Source organism: Kangiella sp. HZ709 (assembly GCF_009674675.1).
Taxonomy (GTDB): domain Bacteria; phylum Pseudomonadota; class Gammaproteobacteria; order Enterobacterales; family Kangiellaceae; genus Kangiella.
Genome location: NZ_WKJC01000001.1, coordinates 967,383 through 986,993, shown reverse-complemented (window position 1 = coordinate 986,993; position 19,611 = coordinate 967,383). Strand labels below are relative to the sequence as shown.

The 19,611-nt window shown below is 38.9% G+C and carries 16 protein-coding genes; 13 read left to right on the top strand and 3 right to left on the bottom strand.

Features of this window, described 5'->3' with window-relative positions; all coding sequences use genetic code 11:
- Nucleotides 1-92 precede the first annotated feature (92 nt).
- Together GJS41_RS04445 and ttcA are read right to left on the bottom strand one after the other, a co-directional pair.
- Nucleotides 93-542, bottom strand: coding sequence for a thioesterase family protein (locus GJS41_RS04445; protein WP_154246114.1), 450 nt, complete (start codon nucleotides 540-542; stop codon nucleotides 93-95).
- 37 nt (nucleotides 543-579) lie between these two features.
- Nucleotides 580-1,467, bottom strand: a complete 888-nt coding sequence (gene ttcA / locus GJS41_RS04440) for a tRNA 2-thiocytidine(32) synthetase TtcA (RefSeq protein ID WP_154246977.1) — start codon at nucleotides 1,465-1,467, stop codon at nucleotides 580-582.
- 183 nt (nucleotides 1,468-1,650) lie between these two features.
- On the opposite strand from ttcA, the gene GJS41_RS04435 reads away from it, so the two are divergent.
- The 3 genes from GJS41_RS04435 (at nucleotide 1,651) to GJS41_RS11615 (ending at nucleotide 5,308) form a co-directional block, all read left to right on the top strand.
- Nucleotides 1,651-3,474 carry a DUF11 domain-containing protein gene (locus GJS41_RS04435; protein WP_154246113.1) on the top strand — a complete coding sequence of 608 codons (1,824 nt, stop codon included), beginning with the start codon at nucleotides 1,651-1,653 and terminating at the stop codon, nucleotides 3,472-3,474.
- Between the two features lie 11 nt (nucleotides 3,475-3,485).
- Nucleotides 3,486-3,839, top strand: a complete 354-nt coding sequence (locus GJS41_RS04430; protein WP_154246112.1) for a hypothetical protein — start codon at nucleotides 3,486-3,488, stop codon at nucleotides 3,837-3,839.
- Nucleotides 3,840-4,078: 239 nt separating this feature from the next.
- Nucleotides 4,079-5,308, top strand: a complete 1,230-nt coding sequence (locus GJS41_RS11615) for a nucleoside recognition domain-containing protein (protein ID WP_154246111.1) — start codon at nucleotides 4,079-4,081, stop codon at nucleotides 5,306-5,308.
- A gap of 423 nt (nucleotides 5,309-5,731) precedes the next feature.
- Here the strand turns inward: GJS41_RS11615 and GJS41_RS04420 are convergent, their stop codons facing one another.
- Complete coding sequence (locus GJS41_RS04420; RefSeq protein ID WP_154246110.1) at nucleotides 5,732-6,328, bottom strand: methyltransferase; 597 nt, start codon at nucleotides 6,326-6,328, stop codon at nucleotides 5,732-5,734.
- A gap of 131 nt (nucleotides 6,329-6,459) precedes the next feature.
- On the opposite strand from GJS41_RS04420, the gene rlmM reads away from it, so the two are divergent.
- From rlmM to GJS41_RS04370, 10 genes are all read left to right on the top strand, one after another.
- Complete coding sequence (rlmM, locus tag GJS41_RS04415; RefSeq protein ID WP_154246109.1) at nucleotides 6,460-7,557, top strand: 23S rRNA (cytidine(2498)-2'-O)-methyltransferase RlmM; 1,098 nt, start codon at nucleotides 6,460-6,462, stop codon at nucleotides 7,555-7,557.
- Nucleotides 7,558-7,607: 50 nt separating this feature from the next.
- Nucleotides 7,608-8,429, top strand: coding sequence for an NADPH-dependent 7-cyano-7-deazaguanine reductase QueF (queF, locus tag GJS41_RS04410; RefSeq protein ID WP_154246108.1), 822 nt, complete (start codon nucleotides 7,608-7,610; stop codon nucleotides 8,427-8,429).
- Nucleotides 8,430-8,530: 101 nt separating this feature from the next.
- Nucleotides 8,531-9,040: a nuclear transport factor 2 family protein gene (locus GJS41_RS04405; protein ID WP_154246107.1), complete on the top strand. Its 510-nt coding sequence runs from the start codon at nucleotides 8,531-8,533 to the stop codon at nucleotides 9,038-9,040.
- 315 nt (nucleotides 9,041-9,355) lie between these two features.
- Nucleotides 9,356-10,864, top strand: coding sequence for a peptide MFS transporter (locus GJS41_RS04400; RefSeq protein WP_154246106.1), 1,509 nt, complete (start codon nucleotides 9,356-9,358; stop codon nucleotides 10,862-10,864).
- 81 nt (nucleotides 10,865-10,945) lie between these two features.
- On the top strand, nucleotides 10,946-11,554 hold the full coding sequence (locus GJS41_RS04395; protein WP_154246105.1) for an alpha-ketoglutarate-dependent dioxygenase AlkB: 609 nt from the start codon (nucleotides 10,946-10,948) through the stop codon (nucleotides 11,552-11,554).
- Nucleotides 11,555-11,562: 8 nt separating this feature from the next.
- Nucleotides 11,563-12,546 carry a YhdH/YhfP family quinone oxidoreductase gene (locus tag GJS41_RS04390; protein WP_154246104.1) on the top strand — a complete coding sequence of 328 codons (984 nt, stop codon included), beginning with the start codon at nucleotides 11,563-11,565 and terminating at the stop codon, nucleotides 12,544-12,546.
- A 15-nt stretch (nucleotides 12,547-12,561) separates the two neighbouring features.
- A complete protein-coding gene (locus GJS41_RS04385) occupies nucleotides 12,562-15,261 on the top strand; it encodes a PD-(D/E)XK nuclease family protein (protein ID WP_154246103.1) in 2,700 nt (899 codons plus the stop codon).
- Nucleotides 15,254-18,625: an exodeoxyribonuclease V subunit beta gene (locus tag GJS41_RS04380; RefSeq protein ID WP_195758339.1), complete on the top strand. Its 3,372-nt coding sequence runs from the start codon at nucleotides 15,254-15,256 to the stop codon at nucleotides 18,623-18,625. The genes GJS41_RS04385 and GJS41_RS04380 overlap by 8 nt, the downstream gene beginning before the upstream one ends.
- Nucleotides 18,622-19,164, top strand: coding sequence for a GNAT family N-acetyltransferase (locus tag GJS41_RS04375; protein WP_154246101.1), 543 nt, complete (start codon nucleotides 18,622-18,624; stop codon nucleotides 19,162-19,164). The genes GJS41_RS04380 and GJS41_RS04375 overlap by 4 nt, the downstream gene beginning before the upstream one ends.
- Nucleotides 19,161-19,526, top strand: a complete 366-nt coding sequence (locus GJS41_RS04370) for a cupin domain-containing protein (RefSeq protein ID WP_370515621.1) — start codon at nucleotides 19,161-19,163, stop codon at nucleotides 19,524-19,526. The genes GJS41_RS04375 and GJS41_RS04370 overlap by 4 nt, the downstream gene beginning before the upstream one ends.
- Nucleotides 19,527-19,611: the final 85 nt, after the last annotated feature.

Below are 19,611 nucleotides of genomic sequence, written 5' to 3'. Positions count from 1 at the left end.
TACTAGCAGAACAAATCGTTATGGGAAGTACCCTAGCGTTCGTATTAGTAACAGAGTATTACCAGAGATAAAGTTTAGAGTAAGAATTTAAGTTAGAGGCTCTGCAATTGATTTATAGCATAGAGCAGTTTTTCGGGCAGCTGCTCTTTTTGCCCCGTAAAGTAATTCAACATAACGATTCGGCTATTGCCAATGGTTGCGATGGTTTGTTGCTGTTCACTAAAGGCTTGGTATTCCATCATAAAGCCAAACTCCTGTAGTTCTGAAATACGGCAACCAATATATAAGGTATCAGGAAAAGTTACCGGCCTGCGGTAACGACAATAAGAGTCCGCTAAAATCGGGCCAATAGGATTCTCATTATTTTTAGCATCGGCTACATTAATGTTAAGACCAATCTTTTGCATATAGGCAATACGAGCTGTTTCGAAATAGCGTAAATAGATAACATTATTGAGATGTTGAAATGCATCCATTTCACCCCAAGCCACATTGACGGGAACAATAACTGGGAAAGCCTGTTTAAATTCTTCAAATGTCATAGTGTCGTCACTCGGGTTGTAAGTTTTGCGGGTTAATTTAGTTTAAGTTTACGATATTCAAATTTTGACTGTTATCCGTGCCTATTTTTGCGCTTTTAAACTCTGGAGAATCAAATAGTAGTTCTTCGTCAGTAGATACCTGTTTTAAATTTACAAAATCAAATAGCTCGGTATCCGCCAAATGAGAAGGGGCTACGTTAGTAATAGATTTGAAAATGGCTTCAATCCTACCTGGATATTTTCTGTCCCAGTCTTGTAGCATCATTTTTATATTTTGACGCTGCAGATTTTCCTGTGAACCACAAAGATTACAAGGAATGATTGGAAACTCTTTAATCTTAGCGTATTGGGCAATATCTTTTTCTTTGGCATAAGCTAGAGGACGGATGACTATATGTTGACCATTGTCACTATTGAGTTTAGGGGGCATTGATTTTAATTTGCCGCCAAAAAACATATTCAAAAATAATGTTTCAATAATGTCGTCACGGTGATGACCCAAAGCAATCTTATTAATGCCGTTGCGCTTTGCCCAGCCATAGATAATACCTCTGCGTAGTCTTGAACATAACCCACAGGTGGTTTTCCCTTCTGGAGTTTTATCTTTTACGATGCTGTAGGTATCTTCTTCGATGATTTCGAAGGGTACTTCAATAGATGTAAGATAATTTGGCAGTATAGCTTCGGGAAAGCCTGGTTGTTTTTGGTCAAGGTTAACAGCTATTAATTCAAAGTTGATAGGTGCACTTTTCTGCAAGCTCATCAATATATCCAGCAAAGTATAAGAGTCTTTGCCGCCAGATAAACAGACCATGACCTTATCGCCATCCTCGATCATATTGAAATCGGCAATGGCCTGGCCAACATTTCGTCGTAAACGTTTGTGCAGTTTAGTAAAGTCAGTCTTATCTTTTGGGTTTAGCATCATCATGGTGCTTAATTAAAGTGGGCGAAATTATACCGCACTCCATCGTCAGTTTGGATACAAATTATAGTCATTTTCATTGTAAAAAAGTTAAAATTGATGCAAATTTGCATTGCATATCAAAAAAAGTACCGTAATAATAATTAAATATTATATTTCTATATTAATTTCAAAGGCTTAGTCTTGATAAAAAGTGCATATAAATTACTTATTATAGGCTTTCTACTGTTATCTAGTGGGATTGCTTTTGCTGCGACCGTTGAGATAGAAGTTAATTGGCCTGAATGGTCAACAGAAAATGCTGTTATTTTTCGAGATGCGCTGGGCAACCGTGTTACGACCCTTAACGGGGGCACTAACTATATTTGTAATCCTACTAATTGCTTCAACAACGCTGCAAATACTCCTTACGGCCCTCTCACCTTTACTTTTAATGATGTTCCTGCCGCCGATTATGATATTCGAATTCTAGATAATTTCGGAGACGGTTGGGATGGTGCCGGTGCTTACGTGAGGGTGAGAGTAAATGGCACCCAAGTTGTTAACTCTACTGGTCCGGCTGGAGGCTCCGCAGAGAATATTGCTTTCACAGTAACTGACACCCAGTTATCGGTAACAACTCAAACTTGTTCTACTTCATCTTTGACAGGGGCCTGGTCAACGGGTTTAACATCGACTGCAACATCTGGCTCTATTCCTGTGTCTATGAACTTTGCTGTTGATAGCACTACAGGAGCGTGGGTTGATTTTCTGAATGAAAATATGAACGCCATTAACGCATGGAGCGATACAAATGTTCAAGGCGCTGATTCATTGGGAGTAACTTTTGAGTGGGACTCAACAGTAGGTGCAGGTGGAGAGGCAATTTATTCGTCATTAGCCTCAGACGGCACGACTGGTGGTGGTGATGGAACAACTGGGGACATCACCTTAAGTTTTGGTGGTAGGACAGTTTATAATGCCATTCTTCATATTGATAGAGTGGGTGGTACTAGTGGTACCACTGCAAATAGTGCACGTCATACAATAACAACTTCGGGAGTGACTTTAGGCCGATTAGCTGGCCCTAGTCATTTTGAAACTTACAGCAATAATAGTTTTTACAGAGATTTATTTGCTACCTCTAGTAATACAGAATCAAGTTTAGATTCTGCAACAGGAACTGCTGCTGGCTCTGTAGTCTTGTCCGGCGCTTATAGCTCTGTTAATTTGGCTCTTGATGGTGGCGGTCCTGAAGGGGCGGGTGGAGACGCTATGGAGTATGTAATTTGTGTTCCTCAAGCAGATCTTTCTTTAGCTCAGCTAGTTAGCGAAACGAGTCCTGCTGTTGGTGAAAATATTACCATTACTCTGACGTTAACTAATGGTGGACCTGACGATGCCAATAACGTTGCAGTAAATGATCTATTACCTGCGGGTTTAGATTTTGTTTCAGCGACGGTTCCTTCAGGCACAACATACGATGAGACAACTGGGCTCTGGAATATTGGGACTGTTGCAAATTTAGACTCAGTAATTTTAGAAATAACAGCTGAAGTTACTTCAGCTTCGACAATAACTAATGAAGCTACCATCACTAATTCTGATAGAGTAGATCCTGACTCAGATTTCACAATAGGAATTGCCACTGATGATTTATCTGATGGCGTGGCTGACGATGATGAAACTAGCGTAATTATCACACCTTTTATTTCCGCTAATATTTCGGTGACTAAAAGTGATACACCTACGGATTATGTTCCTGGTGGTAACAGTGTTTATACTATTACCATTACAAACGGCGGGCCTAGTGATGTATCCGGTGTTGTAATTAGCGATAGCTTACCGTCCGGAGTTACGTTATCAGCTGAATGGACTTGCGCATCAACTGCTGGTTCAAGCTGTTCAGCCAGCTCTGGAGGCTTAATTGGCGATACTAGTGTTAATCTAACTGCCGATATTTTAGATCAAGGAGTTATAACGTTAACTATACCAATTCAGTACAGCTCAGATGCTGCAGATTATTAGGAGTTTTGTATATGAAAAAATTATTGAATGTTACATTGTTCGTTATAATCTGTTCCAGTTTTACGGTTAAAGCTGAGCAAAGAGTCTTATTGAGGTCTGAATTATCTAAAGTTGAACTGGATATAGTAAAGGCTTTAATTGAACAAAAATATAATGTGAAATTAGATTTTTTAAAACTTAAAACTCGTAAAGATCAAGTAGAATATCTTTATAAACTTAGTCGAGATATTAGCCCGCAATTGTTCAAAAGCTTAGGTAAGGAAAAGTATAAAAAGGTCAAGCTCAAAGCCTTTGATGTAGAGCCATCCTTACTAATGAGTGATGACAAGAGAGTTAATAAGGCAAATGGTAGAGTAAGCCGTTAAGATGTCCTAATTTTATAATTTTATGTCCTAATGATGATAACTGGAGTTCTAGTTTCTGCTTAAAATAACTGTCAATGGAGTGACAATAAGATAATAAAAACAATATAAGTAGAAAGGATATAACAATAGCTTCTAAGACCCCAAGCCCTGTAAAGCGATTTACGGGGTTTTTATTTTTCATTCTGGGCAAATTAGGGTATTTTGAAGTTATCCAATCTCTTCTCGACAATTAATAATAAATGCTAAACCTGCTTTGGTTATTTTTCTTTCTTATAGCTTTCCTATTGGCTCTGTATCAGTGGCTATTCCTCGGCAACGCCCAATCCTTCCCTGAGTTAGTCAAAGCTATTTTTGATATGGCAAAGCTAAGTGTTGAGATTTCTATAGGCTTAGTAGGGGTTTTAGCATTCTGGTTAGGGATGCTGAAAATCGCAGAAAAAAGTGGCTTGGTTAATTTGTTAGCAAAAGCCTTGGCGCCTTTATTTAGGAAGTTGATGCCAGAAGTTCCTACCGGGCATCCTGCGCTAGGCTCCATAAGCATGAACATGGCAGCTAATATGTTGGGACTCGATAATGCAGCCACCCCAATGGGTATTCGCGCAATGGAACAGCTGCAAGAGCTTAATCCAGTAAAAAATACTGCTTCAAACGCTCAAATCTTATTTTTGGTACTCAATACTTCTGCCGTTACTATTATCCCCATCACGATTTTGGTCTATCGAACCCAAATGGGCGCTGCTGATCCTGCAGCGATATTTTTACCCTTGTTGCTCGCCACCTGTGCTTCAACTTTGGTGGGCTTATTAGCTGTTTCGATGGTTCAAAAAATATCACTCTTTAACCGAGTGATAGCAGCCTATGGTTTGGTGTTTGCCACCATCATAGGGGGCATAGTATATGGCCTAACGAGTTTACCGACTCAGCAGATGACAGATCTTAGTTCAGCCATGGGTAATTTTTTATTAATGTTTTCCATTATAGCCATTCTGTTATATGGCTTGCGAAAGGGCGTAGCAGTTTACGAGGACTTTGTTGACGGTGCTAAAGAAGGTTTTAAAGTCGCGGTTAACATTATTCCGTATTTGGTGGCAATGCTAACGGCGATAGGTGCACTAAGGGCCTCAGGCGCTTTGGATGCCTTTTCTAGTTTTATTAGTAAAGTGGTGACTTATTTTGGCGGTAACACCGCCTTTGTGGATGCAATACCAACGGCCTTGATGCGACCTTTTAGCGGTAGCGGCTCACGGGCTATGATGTTGGAGGCGATGGAAACTCATGGTGTTGACTCTTTTGCTGGAACTTTGGTGTCGATTATTCAAGGCAGTACCGAAACTACTTTCTATGTGTTAACCGTCTATTTCGGCGCGGTGGGCATCAAAAAAGTACGCCATGCACTTGCCTGTGGTCTTTTGGCAGATCTGGCTGGAATCATCGCAGCAATACTATTGAGCTATTGGTTCTTCGCTTGAGCTGTAGATGTTAAAAAAGTGGACACTTACAACTTAACCTAAGTCAAATATGACTTTGTAATTGTCAAGAAAAATACATAGAAATCCTGAAAAAAATTCTGACGCAGATGCAAGAAGTCCACAAGTAACAGCAAAGGTAGTAAAAACAAGGGTTTCAAGCCGATTATAATTTAAGCAGTGAATAAAAAAGCTTTATTTTAAGAGTTAAGTTATTGATATTAATGGTTATTTAAAATATAGCTTAAAAAATGAGCAGTTTGAATTAGAACCCTTGATTTTATTGCTTTTGAGCCTTTTTAGAGAATTTTTCCCCAAAGTTATCCACAGAATTTGTGAAGAAATTATTACAAGACAAAAGTAGCTAAGTGGTCAGATGACACTCAGCTTCTTGATTAATATAAGTTTATGACTCTGCAAGTAAGCTTAGGTTGGTTTTGTGGCACTGGCGACGGTATAAGCAGGGCCTTGTTTGTGCTTTTTATAGTTACCAAAGACTTCTTTAAAGCCAGTTTTCATAAAGTTTCTAAGGCCAGTAATGGTGACGACATAAAAGGTTCCACCGGGTTTTAAGCGCTCATAAGCATCATTCAAAAAGATATATAACAACTCGTTGCCGACTTTTGCAGGTATATTCGAAACAATAACATCAAACTCTTTTTCGGGGATATCACTGAAACCATTGCTCAAACGAGCAGACGCGTGAGCAAGATTATTCAATTTAGCATTGGTGTTGGCATAATCGACAGCCAAATAATCTTTATCGACCATAATCACTTGGCCTTGATTGGCTTGTTTGGCCATTGCAAGGCCCAGTACCCCGTAACCACAACCTAAATCGATACATTTATCTTCAGGTTTTATATCGAGGTATTTCAACAGCATCACTGAACCATCATCAATGGCTTTAGGAGAAAAGAGACCCCATGTGGTTTTAAAGCTCATTGGAAATCCGCAAATGGAATCTTTAATTAACAGATCGTTTTTAAGATCAGCAATTTGTTCTTTAGTATAGTGCGCCATGGTATTTGAATATGATAAAAACTGAGCTGATTTTATCACCAGCTAACAATAAACCCTAATTTATCTCATCGCTAAAAGTCTTGTGATAGAATGCGCGCTAATTATTATCCTTATCCAATTTCGGTTTATTCATGCAAAGGCCTTTTCTGTTCTTTTGTCGTCCTGGTTTTGAAAATGACTGCGCTGCAGAAGTTCAGGCATTTGCCAATGAGTATAATCTTCCCGGTTATGCTAATACTAAACTGAACGATGGCTACGTACGTTTTTACGTTCTGGATCAAACCAGCGAAGAAATATTCTTCAAAGAATTGGATTTGTCTGAGCTGATCTTTGCACGTCAATGGTTCTGGGCAAAAGCAGAATTAACAAACTTAGATCCTGCTGACCGGGTGACACCAATTCTTGAGGCTGCAGGCCAATTTGGGTTGTGTCAGAACCTTTTGGTAGAACATCTTGATAACGACTCGGGGCGCGAATTATCCAAGTTTTGCAAAAAAATAAGCACACCTTTAACCATTGCTTGTGAAAAACAGGGGATTGTTCAAAAAGCAAAAAAACTGAAAGAATCTGAGCTGCAAGCTGAATTACAGCTGCATATATTGTTTATGGCTAATGACCATTGTTATTTAGGCTGTTCACTAGTGGGCAAAGCCTCTAATTTGAAAGGCGGGATCTTGCGCTTAAAATCGCCGAAAGATGCGCCTAGTCGTTCGAGTCTGAAATTAGATGAAGCGATTCAAGTATTAATGTCTAAGAAACAAAGTCAGGCTATATTTCGACTAGGGCATACTGCCGTTGATTTGGGGGCTGCACCGGGTGGTTGGACTTACCAACTGGTTCAACGTGGGATGCAAGTAACGGCGGTTGATAATGGCCCTATGGATAAGAAGTTGATGGCGACTGAACATGTGATCCATTTAAAGGAAAACGCTTTAACTTGGTTGCCACAAAAACCGGTACAAATGCTAGTGTGTGATATGGTAGAAAAACCGTCATTAGTAGCACAACTTATGACCAAATGGCTTATTCAAGCTAAAACTGAACAAGCTATTTTTAATTTAAAATTACCGATGAAAAAGCGCTTCCAAGAAGTTTCTGATTGTATTGGTGATATGTGCGATCAGCTTGATGAGCATGAGATAAATTATTATTGGCAAGCAAAACATCTATATCATGACCGCGAAGAAATAACCGTTTATTTTAGACGTAAGATGCCAAAATTAAACTAGTTAGACAAATGAGCTAGATCATTTAGATAAACCATTTAGATAGACATAATATGAATAACGAAATTCCATTAGGCAAAGAGACTGAATATCCGCAAACTTATGATGCTTCACTGCTGTTCCCAGTTGCGCGTCAGATTAAGCGTGATGAACTAGCACTTAGTGGTGAATTACCATTTAAAGGCAGCGATATTTGGAATGCTTATGAAATGTCTTGGTTGAATGCAAAAGGTAAGCCGCAAGTAGCAATTGGCATTTTTGAGTTTGATTTCAATACCGTCAATATTGTGGAGTCTAAGTCGTTTAAACTCTATTTGAATTCGTTTAATCAATCGAAATTCCAAACTTGGCAAGCCGTCGAGAAGGTTTTAATTAATGATTTAAGTTCAGTCACAGTTGGGCAAGTTCAAGTAACATTATTAACCTTAAAAGATTATCAGCAGCAGTTTCCGATCGTAGATTTTGATGGTTTATGTATTGATGAGTTGGATATTGAAGTAAAAGACTATGACTACGATAAAGGACTCTTGTGTTTAGAGTCGGACCAAGAAATAGTAGAAGAAACATTAGTTAGTCACTTGCTCAAAAGTAACTGCCTTATAACCAATCAACCAGATTGGGCAAGCGTAAGCGTTGAATACAAAGGTTCTAGGATCGATCGTGCTGCATTACTAAGGTATTTGATATCTTTTCGGACTCATAATGAATTTCATGAGCAGTGCGTTGAACGAGTCTTCAACGACATTATGCAGCGCTGCCAGCCGCAAGAATTAACCGTTTATGCACGTTATACTCGTCGCGGTGGTTTAGACATTAACCCTTTTAGAACTAATAAAAAGCAAACCGTAAAGAATCTTCGTTTAAGTCGACAATAGGCTTTGTTACATATTTAAGATAAATCATACATCTTTGTTATTGCTGTAAGATCAATGATTTTGCAAAATGAAAGTGTCAATAATAACAAACAGGCACCTCGATGAAATTATTTTCCTATATAGCTTTAGTGGTAAGCGTTCTTATCAGCTCAACAAGTTTTGCAGAATCTCCAATCCAAAATAAAAATGACGCAAAAGCGATAGTACAAAAGCTGGATTATCAATTGTTTGAATTGGGCTTTAATCAGTGTCAGCTAGAACAGTTAGCGGAACTCTTGCATCAAGATTTAGATTTTTATCATGATATTGGCGGCACTCAGAATAAGTCCGAATTTATGGAGGCGATGGCCAAAAACATCTGTCCGAAAACCGGCGCCAAGCCTATTCGCAAATTAGTTGATGGAACCATTGAAGTATTTAAGCTTAAAAAAGATGGCAAGCTTTATGGGATTATACAAAGAGCGGATCATGAGTTTTATAGAAAAGAAGCAGGGAAGCCACTGTATAAAACGGGAAAAGCAAAGTTTACCCATGTCTGGATTTTCGTCGATGGACAATGGCTACTTAAAGAATCTTTGAGTTTTGAGCATGAAGCCACGTCGAACAACTAGAGGCATTACCTCTAGAATCAATCCCTTTAAGTCATCACTTGCAATTAAAAATCAGTGTTTTATAAGGCTAATCTGGTTCGACTAGTGTTTTGCTACTAAAAAGGACTGGACGAACTCTAGTCGTTATATAACAATGGATTGCTTTATTTGAGCCTAATCTAAGGCCTTCAAATAAATATTAAAATAATTAGCGATTTATTTAGTATTCAGTTCAACGATAAGAATTCAATTAGATAAAAAGCACTAAATCACCTCCACTTACTGAATGGGTATCAAGATATCAGCAGTAAGTTTTGAGTATTTAAGGGTATATCAATGACAAATCAAACAAAAGACAAGTCCTTCTTTGGGCATCCTAAAGGTCTGCAGACCTTATTTATGACCGAGATGTGGGAACGCATGAGTTACTACGGCATGCGAGGAATCTTAGTTCTATTCATGACCGCTGCAATTCAAGAAGGCGGTTTAGGAATGACAGCTGCAATCGCTACTGCAATCTATGGTTTATATACCAGCTCGGTATATTTCATGGGCTTACCAGGCGGCTGGATCGCTGATCGCTTAATTGGTGGACAGAAAGCCATTTGGTATGGCGGTATTATTATTATGTGTGGCCACATAGTATTAGCGATTCCTAATGAGGGTAGTTTCTTTGTCGGCCTGATTTTAGTTGCTTTGGGTACCGGTTTATTAAAGCCTAATATTACCGCAGTGGTTGGCCAGCTCTATAGCAGTGAAGATGAACGCCGTGATGCGGGTTATTCCATTTATTATATGGGCATCAATATCGGTTCACTGATTGGTTATTTTGTTTGTGGTTACTTGATGGAAAATGTTGGCTGGCACTGGGCTTTCGGTGCAGCAGCAGTAGGTATGGCATTAGGCTTAATTCAATTCTATTTAACCAATAGTAATTTACCAGAAGTGAGTGCTAAGCCTTCTGTTGAGATAACTGAAAGCGCTCGTAAGAAAAGCTGGGCAGGTATTGGTATATTCTTATTTGCCGTTGCGGTAGTTACAGCCTTAACTTTGGCAGGCACTATTTCAATTAACGCAGTCAGTCTTGCTAAACAAACAGCTATCGTATTGACCGCTACTTTCTTTATCTTTTTTGCCGTCATTTATTTCCGCGGAAACTTAAATCAAGTCGAAAAGAAAGGCATGTGGGCTTTACTGCTCATCTGTGTAGCTTCGGCCTGTTTCTGGTCAGGCTTTGAGCAAGCTGGCTCTTCACTGAATTTATTCACTCGTGATTATACTGATAGATTTATTGGGACTTTTGAAATTCCTACCACTTGGTTCCAATCTATCAATTCAGCTTTCATTATCCTATTAACGCCATTCTTTGCCGCTTTCTGGATTAGATTAGGCAAACGTATGGTAACACCTGGCTATGGTTTAAAGATGGCCGTTGGTTTGATTATCATGGGTAGTGGCTTTGTGGTTATGGTATTTGCAGCACAAGTAGCGGCTGGCGGCGGTAAATCTGCAGCCTTCTATTTAATCTTAACTTACTTCTTACATACAGTTGGTGAGTTATGCTTAAGCCCAATCGCTTTAAGTGCGGTAAGTAAGTTGTCTCCAAGACGTTATATGGGGCAGATGATGGGCTTATTTGTATTTACCTACTCTATAGGTAACATCATTGCTGGCTTAATGGCAGGTAACTTCGATCCTAATAATGTAAAAGAGTTACCTAGCTTATTCCAATTCATCGCGACCTTCAGTATCGGTATCGGCGCTGTAGTTTTACTAATAGGTATGTTTAGTAAAAAGTGGGAGCAAGAAGTGGTTGAGTACAAGGAAAAAGAAGAGGCTTCATAAACTCTTAATTCTTTGTTATAAATTAAATGGCCAAGCATTAATGCTTGGCCATTTTTTTTGAAGGTATTGAATTTAAGGTTTATGCAGCAATTCGATTTAATCAATTCTGATAAAGGGGAATCCATTGTTTTAGAAGGTGGAGAGCTTTTATATTGGCCAAACTTATTTAATGGTAAGCCAAGTTTCAAAGAGTTGATGGATTCAATTAGCTGGCAAGAAGAAACCCTCAAGATTTATGGCGTTGAAAGGGTAGTACCTAGATTAGTTGCTTGGTATGGCGATGAAGGAGTGCACTATCGCTATTCAGGGGTGGATCATATAACCACTCCTTGGAACCAATCGCTTTTAAAGATTAAAACTCAACTAGAGCAAATAACAGGCGAGCAATTTAATAGTTGTTTGTGTAATTTATATCGAAATGGCCAAGATAGTATGGGCTGGCATAGTGATAATGAAAAAGAGCTTGGGGTAAATCCAGTTATTGCCTCAATCAGTTATGGTGCAACTCGCAATTTTCATTTAAAACATAGGGTTAAGCCTAAATTAAGGCATAAAATTTCTTTAACATCTGGTAGTCTATTAATCATGAAAGGTCAGACTCAGACTCATTGGGTTCATCAAATCCCAAAAGAACCTAAGATCTTAGAGCCAAGAATAAACCTAACTTTTAGAAATATTATTAATCATTAGGATTTTATATGCCGTTTTTAGCGTGTCGTGTTTTTGATTCCCCAGAAGTTAACCATCAACTCGTTCAGTTAGAGCTGAATGACTTATCTGATGGCGACACCGTCATCAAGGTGGATTACTCCAGTATTAATTACAAAGATGCCTTAGCTGCTTCAGGTCGTGGCAAGATCATGAAATCATTTCCGCTAAATGCAGGAATCGATTTGGCAGGCACAATTGAACAAACTTCCAATCCTAACTTTAAAGCCGGGCAGAAAATTTTAGTTAATGGCTGTGGTATTGGCGAAAATCATGATGGTGGCTTAGCCGAATATGCCCGAGTCAAAAGTGAATGGTTGATTGCATTACCAGAAGCTTATGACACACGCCAAGCGATGATTATAGGAACGGCTGGTTTTACCGCGGCGTTGGCGATTTATCGTATGCAGCAAAATGGTCAAACGCCAGATAAAGGCCCTATCGTAGTAACTGGTGCGAGTGGCGGAGTTGGCAGCTTCGCGGTTAACTTATTAAGTAAAATGGGCTATGAAACCATTGCTCTAACCAGCCGCCAATCAATGCGCGATTATTTACAAGGTTTAGGAGCAGGCCAAATTACAGAACTGGATAAGCTCGATTTGTCGGATAAGCCTTTGGCTAAGGCTGTCTATGGCGGGGCCATTGATAACATTGGTGGTGAAACCTTATCTAAAATTATTGCTCATACCAACTTATGGGGAAATGTTGCCAGTATTGGTTTAGCCGATAGTCCTAAATTAAACGCGATGGTGTTTCCCTTTATTTTAAGAGGCGTCAGTCTACTGGGAATAAGTTCAACCAACTGTCCAATGGATTTGCGGACTAAAATTTGGCAACAATTTGGTAATGAATTGCCGCTGCCAGATTTTGAAAAAATTGTTTCCGAAGAGATAAAGTTAGCAGATGTCTCTCCTTATTTTGATCAGCTGATTGATAAAAAACATCATGGAAGATTGATCGTTAATTGTCAGTAATAAGGACTGCTATTAATGGATTTTAGCTCATTCGAATCTAGCACTTTAGAAGCCAATCAGAGTCTTATTGTCACGGCTAGTAATCGGCAAGCTCGCTATCTTAGGGAGCTATATCAGCAGCAGCAAATCGCTCAAGGTAAAAACGCTTGGCAGGCATTGACGATTATGCCTTGGAATGCGTTTTTGGATAAGTGTTGGGGACTTTATAGCCTAACAGCTAAAGATACTTTACCGATAAGACTGAATAAAGCGCAAAGCCAGCACTTATGGCAGACCATAGTTACAAGCTCCAAACATACCAATGACTTACTGAATGTTAAGCAAACCATTAAGTTGTCTTTTGACGCTTGGAGAATGTTGAATCAGTGGCAAATCAAAGATTTTAGTTTTATTCATGGGGATACTGATCAAGAAGCTTTTGCAGAGTGGTACTTTGAATATAAAAAGCAATTATCAGAAAACCGATGGCTCGATAGCTACCAAATAGGCTCAGTATTGGCTGACAAGATTGGCAACTATATTAATCAGTTACCGACAAACATCGCCTTTTATGGCTTTCAACAAATAACGCCTCAACAAAAGATCATTATTGATGCCATTCATTTCAAAAAAGGGAAGCTAGAATTAAAGCAGGAAGCAACTAATCTTTGTAAACAAAGAGTATTCTCAGCCGACACCCAAGATCAAGAAATCCTCAGTGCTGTTCGCTGGGCAATAGGGCGGTTAGAAACTAATCGTGAACAAAGCATCGCTATTCTAGTTCCTGATCTTGAGCAGCAGCGCTCTAAAATAGAGCGAATGATTCAAAGAGAGTTGTACCCAGATGAATCTTTAGCAGGAAAAACCACACATCATTGGCACGATATTTCGGTGGCTGAAAATATAGAGCAGCAACCTATGATAGAGGTGGTGTTTTTATGGCTAAAATTATTTGATAACAGTTTAAATAAACCTCAATTACAAACCTTATTACTAACGCCTTATCTTTATTCAACACAAGAACAGTCATGGCAAGCTCGCCAATTAGAGCTTGAAATCAGAAAATCCAATAAAGAGTTTTACTCATTAGAAGCGATTAATCTTTTGTGTCAAAAGCGCGAGTTGGAATTTAATTGGCTTAGCCTGATAAATGCGCGAATGCAAAGCAGTGATGAACTCAAGTCGATCAGTTTCAAAGAATTTATTCAGTCAGTATTATCGAATTTAGAGGCTTTGCATTGGAGCGGTTATCAATCCTTGTCAAGTCGAGAGTTTCAACTGCAACAAAAACTGATGGAGTTTATCAAAGCTGCGGTTAGTTTAGCGCTTGTCAGTAATTCGAAACTTAATTGGTCGCAAGCATTAAATCTATTGCAGAATTTTATTCAAGAGCAGAATTTTCATCAAGAAACGCCACAAGCGGCGATAAAAGTTATGGGTATGCTAGAGGCCATGACGATTGGTTTTGATGCTATTTGGATGGTTGGAGCGACCGATAAGTTATTGCCTGCCAAAGCTACCATTAATCCTTTTTTATCAAAAGCATTACAGCTGAAATACAATTTACCGGGTTCATCACATCAACGTGAACTTGAGTATGCTGAAGCGGTGTTAGCTTCTTTACAAGCTCAGGACGAGTTAATTTTCAGTTACGCTCTACATGATGAAGAACAAGAACAATTGTTAAGTCCACTACTGAATCCTTTGGTCGATGAAGTAGGAATATCGCCTTTATCTTTAGCAACAGAGTTACCAGCATATATCAGTGATTGGCCTTTATCAGAGGTGGAAACTTATAGTGATGATAATGGTTTGCCCTTATCAAATGATGGTTATACCGCTGGTGGTACAGGCCTATTAAAAGCACAAGCTGCTTCGCCTTTTGATGCTTACCTTCGCTATCGATTGAACTTATACCCTTTGCAAACCGATGACTTGGGTGTTTCTTTTATGGATAGAGGAAATATTTTTCATAAAGTGATGCAAATCATTTGGCAGCACCTAAAAACTCAGCAGGCTTTACTAAACCTTTCGGATACTGAGCTTCATTCCTTAGTGGATAGAACTATAACCACGACATTGAATATTGAATCTAAGCATTTATACCTGCTTAATCATCAAGGCTTTTTTGAATCTGAACAATCCAGATTGAAAAGTTTAGTTTTGTCGGCATTAGAGCTTGATAAAAAGCGAGTGGCTTTTGAAGTGATTGCCACTGAAGCAAAACGACAAGTCGAAGTAGGTGGTTTATTATTGAATATAAGCATCGATAGGATTGATCAGCTAGACGATGGCAGCTTGATCATTATTGATTATAAAACCGGTGTGCCACGTTTAATTGATTTAATGAATGATCCTATTGGTGAGCCTCAGCTTTTATTATATGCCATTAGCGAGCATAAAGAATCTCAACCTGTAGCAGGCGTTTTATTTTATCAAGCGCATTTGAAAGGTAGTAAATATATTGGTTTTACTGAAGCCTCTGAAATGATACCTGGTGTGAAAGCGTTACAAGATTTAGCTAGTAACCCCTACGCTGAGGAATTCGAATTAGCAATAAAGCAATGGCGTAAAATGCTCAATGAAATTGCTGAATCTTTTAAAAAGGGCGAGGCTAAACTTACGGATTACAGTGGTAACTTCGCTGACCATTATCCTGTTAGTCGCTGGTTAGAAAGAGATGATGAGTATCAAAAGGCAGTACAAGCATTTGCTGAGGATCATGGTCATGAGTAATGCAGTTTTAGCGCCTGATCAAATGGTTCGTGATATGGCGATTGATGTAAAGCAATCCTTTATTGTGCAAGCCCCAGCGGGAGCAGGTAAAACCAGCCTTTTAACGCAAAGGATTTTAAATCTTTTAACCATTGTCGATAATCCAGAAGAAATTGTTGCCGTAACTTTTACTCGAAAAGCCGCTGCAGAGATGCGTCATCGCTTGATTGACTCTTTACATCAGGCATCAGGCCCAGAACCAGAGTTGGAGCATGAAAAAAGAAGTTGGCAACTCGCCAATCAAGTTTTAAAACGCGATGCACAATTGCAATGGAATTTATTAAAGAACTCGCACCGATTAAGAATTTTGACGATAGATTCCTTGTCTAGTTTGATCGCTAATCAAATGCCATTGATTAGTAACCTTGGAGGTTCGTTAGGGATTACTGAATTTCCACAAGAATCCTATCAAGATGCTGCTCAAGCGGTGTTGAGTTACTTAAACGATGATGATTACTCTGAAGATTTAGTTTTGCTATTAAGCCATCTGGATAATCAAGTAGAGCGCTTGATTGGTCTCTTGGCAAAGATGTTAGCAAAGCGTGATCAATGGTTGCGCTTATTAGGTGCTGGCGATTTAGATATCAGTATACTTCAGCAAGGTATTACCGAAATTGCTAACTTACGCTTACAGCAGCTGTCTCAATTTAAAACCAGTTTTGAAGCATCTTCATTAATTACAGCGATTCAATTTGCAGCAGGTTTTATCGATAAATCACATCCGTCAGCAGAACTAAAGCAAATTCAAACCTTGCCTGAGTTTAATGCAGATCATCTCCTTCAATGGAAAGCCATTGCTGATTTTTGTTTAACTGCATCTGGGACTTTTAGAAAGAGCCTGAATAAAAACCAAGGTCTGTTGGCAGATAAAGATCTTGAAGGCGAGGATAAAGTCGTTGGTAAACAAATTAAAGCGGACTTAAAAGCGCAATTTGAAACTTGGTCAGAAGTTAAGGGTTTTGCTGAAGCAATATCGGATATTAATAATTTTCCTTTAGCCATCTATAGTGATAATCAACAACAGTTATTGAGTTCATTGTTGAAACTCTTGCGACTAGCAACGATTGAACTCAATATAGATTTTCAGTCTCGCTCGGAAGCTGATTTTATTGAGGTTTCTTTAGCAGCTGATAGAGCACTTGGCTATTTTGATGAGCCCAGTGATTTGGCCTTAAAGCTGGATTACCAGATTTCTCACATATTAGTGGATGAGTTTCAAGACACTTCTTTTACCCAATATCGATTATTGAATAAGCTGATTGCCGGTTGGCAAAGACATGACGGGCGAACGCTTTTTTTAGTCGGCGATCCGATGCAATCGATATACCGATTTAGAGAAGCTAACGTCGGTTTGTTTATTAAAACGCAGCAAGATGGCATTGGCGATATAGATATAGTGCCGTTAACACTTACGGCTAATTTTAGATCGTCACAAGTGGTTATCGATTGGGTGAATGATAAGTTCTCGAAAATTTTCCCAGAATTTAATGATGCCTTGTTAGGCGCCGTGAGTTATTCACCGGCAATAGCTATGAAGCCAATGGTTACTAATGATTCGGTTAACTTTATCAGCAGTTTTGATGAGTCAGAGGTTTCAGAAGCAGAAAATATCGCTCAGCAAATTACACAACTAAAGGAACAAAACCCCGAGCAGTCTATTGCTATTTTAGTTCGTGGTCGCAGTCATGCAGAGCCGATTGCGAAAGCTTTGAATGAAGCTGGAGTTGGTTTTTATGCCAAGGATATGCAGCTTCTAAAGCATAAAGCCGTCATTACTGACTTGATCAGTATGGCAAGGTTTTTACTACAACCGTTTGATGCGATTGCTTTTGTTGCGGCATTAAAATCTCCATATTTTGGATTACCTTTAGCAGACATCAGCCAACTGCAACAAAGATTCGGCTCTCATTATTTAAGTTTTTTAACTCAATTTGATAAAGTTACAGGACTTAGTGAATTAGCTTATAAGATATTGGCAAGCAAAGCCCAGTATCTAGTAGATGCGCTAGATCAAACCGGCCGTAAACCTTTGTCACAAGTACTCGAAACTCTATGGCTGTCAGTGGGAGGCCCCAGTGCTCTTCTTAATAAAGTTGCGTTAATTGAAGCTGAATCTTTCTTTACAGTGCTGCTCAAGCAAGAGCAAGCGCAAAAAATCGTGACCATAGATGTTATCGAATCAGCCTTAGCGCAACTTTATGCACAGCAGAAAAAGTTGGATGATGATGTGGAAATTATGACCATGCATAAATCCAAGGGCTTAGAGTTTGATACCGTCTTCTTGCCTTCGTTAGAAAAGCGTAAACGAGCGGATGATCATCAATTATTAATTTGGGAAGAGTTTACCTCAGGGTATGAGCAACACTATCTATTAGCACCCATCCAAGCGCAAGAAACCAAAGAACCTATTTATCAATTGGCACGTGATATTCAGAACAAGAAATCTCAGTATGAAGATGCTCGGGTTTTATATGTGGCTGCTACTCGTGCTAAAAAGCGTTTGTATCTGAGTTGCGAGTTAAAAACTAAATATGACGATAGAAAAGATGAATGGACATTTAATCCAGTGTCTAAACAATCCTTACTACATTATTTGACTCCTTTTTATAATAGTTCGATTGAGGAGACTTTCAATGATTTAAGCTTTGAAGTTGAGAATGATGCGACTAATCAAAATGAAAGTTATGAGTGGTATAGAGTTAAAGCTAATACTTCCTTGCCGCAAGTTGATTCAATTTTGGGTAAGATTGAAAAGGTGAAGCCGGTTGAAACAGACATTGATTTTGATTGGGCGAGTGATGTCGCTCGAGTGGCTGGGTTAGTAATACATCAGCTATTGGAATCGATTGGTAACGGTCAACTCCAGTGGGCTGATTTAGTTAATAGCGAATATTCATTAGTGAAAACAGCCCTAGCTGAGCAATTGGCGGATAAGCAAGAGCAGCAACAGGCCTTTAAGAAAATTCTAAAAGCGATTGAGTTGATGACTACTGATCCAAAAATGTCTTGGATTCTACAGCCACATCAGCAAGCATTTTGTGAGTGGTCTTTATCTCATTGTGTGATTAACGCAGAGGGCGAACAAGAAATTCAAAATATGATCATTGATAGGACCTTTGTTGATGCAGATAATATACGATGGATTATAGATTATAAATCAGGTGAACATTTGGGCTCGGATTTAGAGGGTTTTATACAGTCGGAAATGAAGCGTTACAAGCCGCAGTTAGATAAGTATCAAGCAGCTTTGCAACAACTAGAAAACCGTGAAATCAAAAAAGCACTTTATTATCCTATGCATCAAAAATTTGTGGAAGTGATATGATACCAACGATTACAACTGAACGATTAATTTTACGACCAATGCTGGAGTCCGACTTTGAGGACTATTGCAAATACGGTTTAGATCCAGAAGTGATGAAGTTCATTCGGCCGGTGGGTTCAAAAGCAGAAACTCACGAAGCCTTTAAAGGTTTTCAAAAAGATTGGCAAGGCGAACAGGGACAATGGATGGCGTTAGCGGTTGAATTAATTGATGGTGGAGCTTTAATTGGCGATGTCGGGTTTCGATATTCTAATAAAGAGCATTTGCAAATCGAACTAGGATATAAGTTTAATAAAGATTTCCATGGTAAAGGCTTTGGTACCGAGGCCGTTGATGCAATGGTTAAGCATATCAATGAGCATTGGGATTTTCATAAATTAGTTGCTTATTGCGATCCTAGAAACACGGCTTCTTATAAATTGATGCAACGCCATGGAATGCAGCAAGAAGGTCATTTTAAAGAGCATTTTAAGTTTGGTGACACATGGCAAGATGAACTGGCATATGGGGTCTTAAAAAGAGATTTAATTATAAAGTGAAAAAAATCAACTTAGCAGAAAAATTCAGTTTGTTTGATGAGCATTGGACTCCCAAAGTGCTGGCAGAATCAAATGAACAGCTAGTTAAAATAGCTAAAGGTCAGGGTGAACTCGTTTGGCATCAGCATGATGATGCTGATGAACTGTTTATTGTTTTCAAAGGGCAATTAACTTTAAAGCTAGAGTCACAGGATATTGTCTTAAATGTCGGAGAAATGTTTATTGTTCCCAAAGGAGTTCAGCATTGTCCTTATGCTGAGGAAGAAACACACTTTTTAATGATTGAGCCTAAATCAGTGATCAACACTGGCGAGAGTTCTGATGAACGAAGGCTAGAAGCTGAAGACTTAGATTGGATATAGACTAATATTATGTCATTCCCGCGTAAGCGGGAATCAAATTTAGTTGATTGCTAAATCTAAACAAGATCTCCGCTTTCGCGGAGAT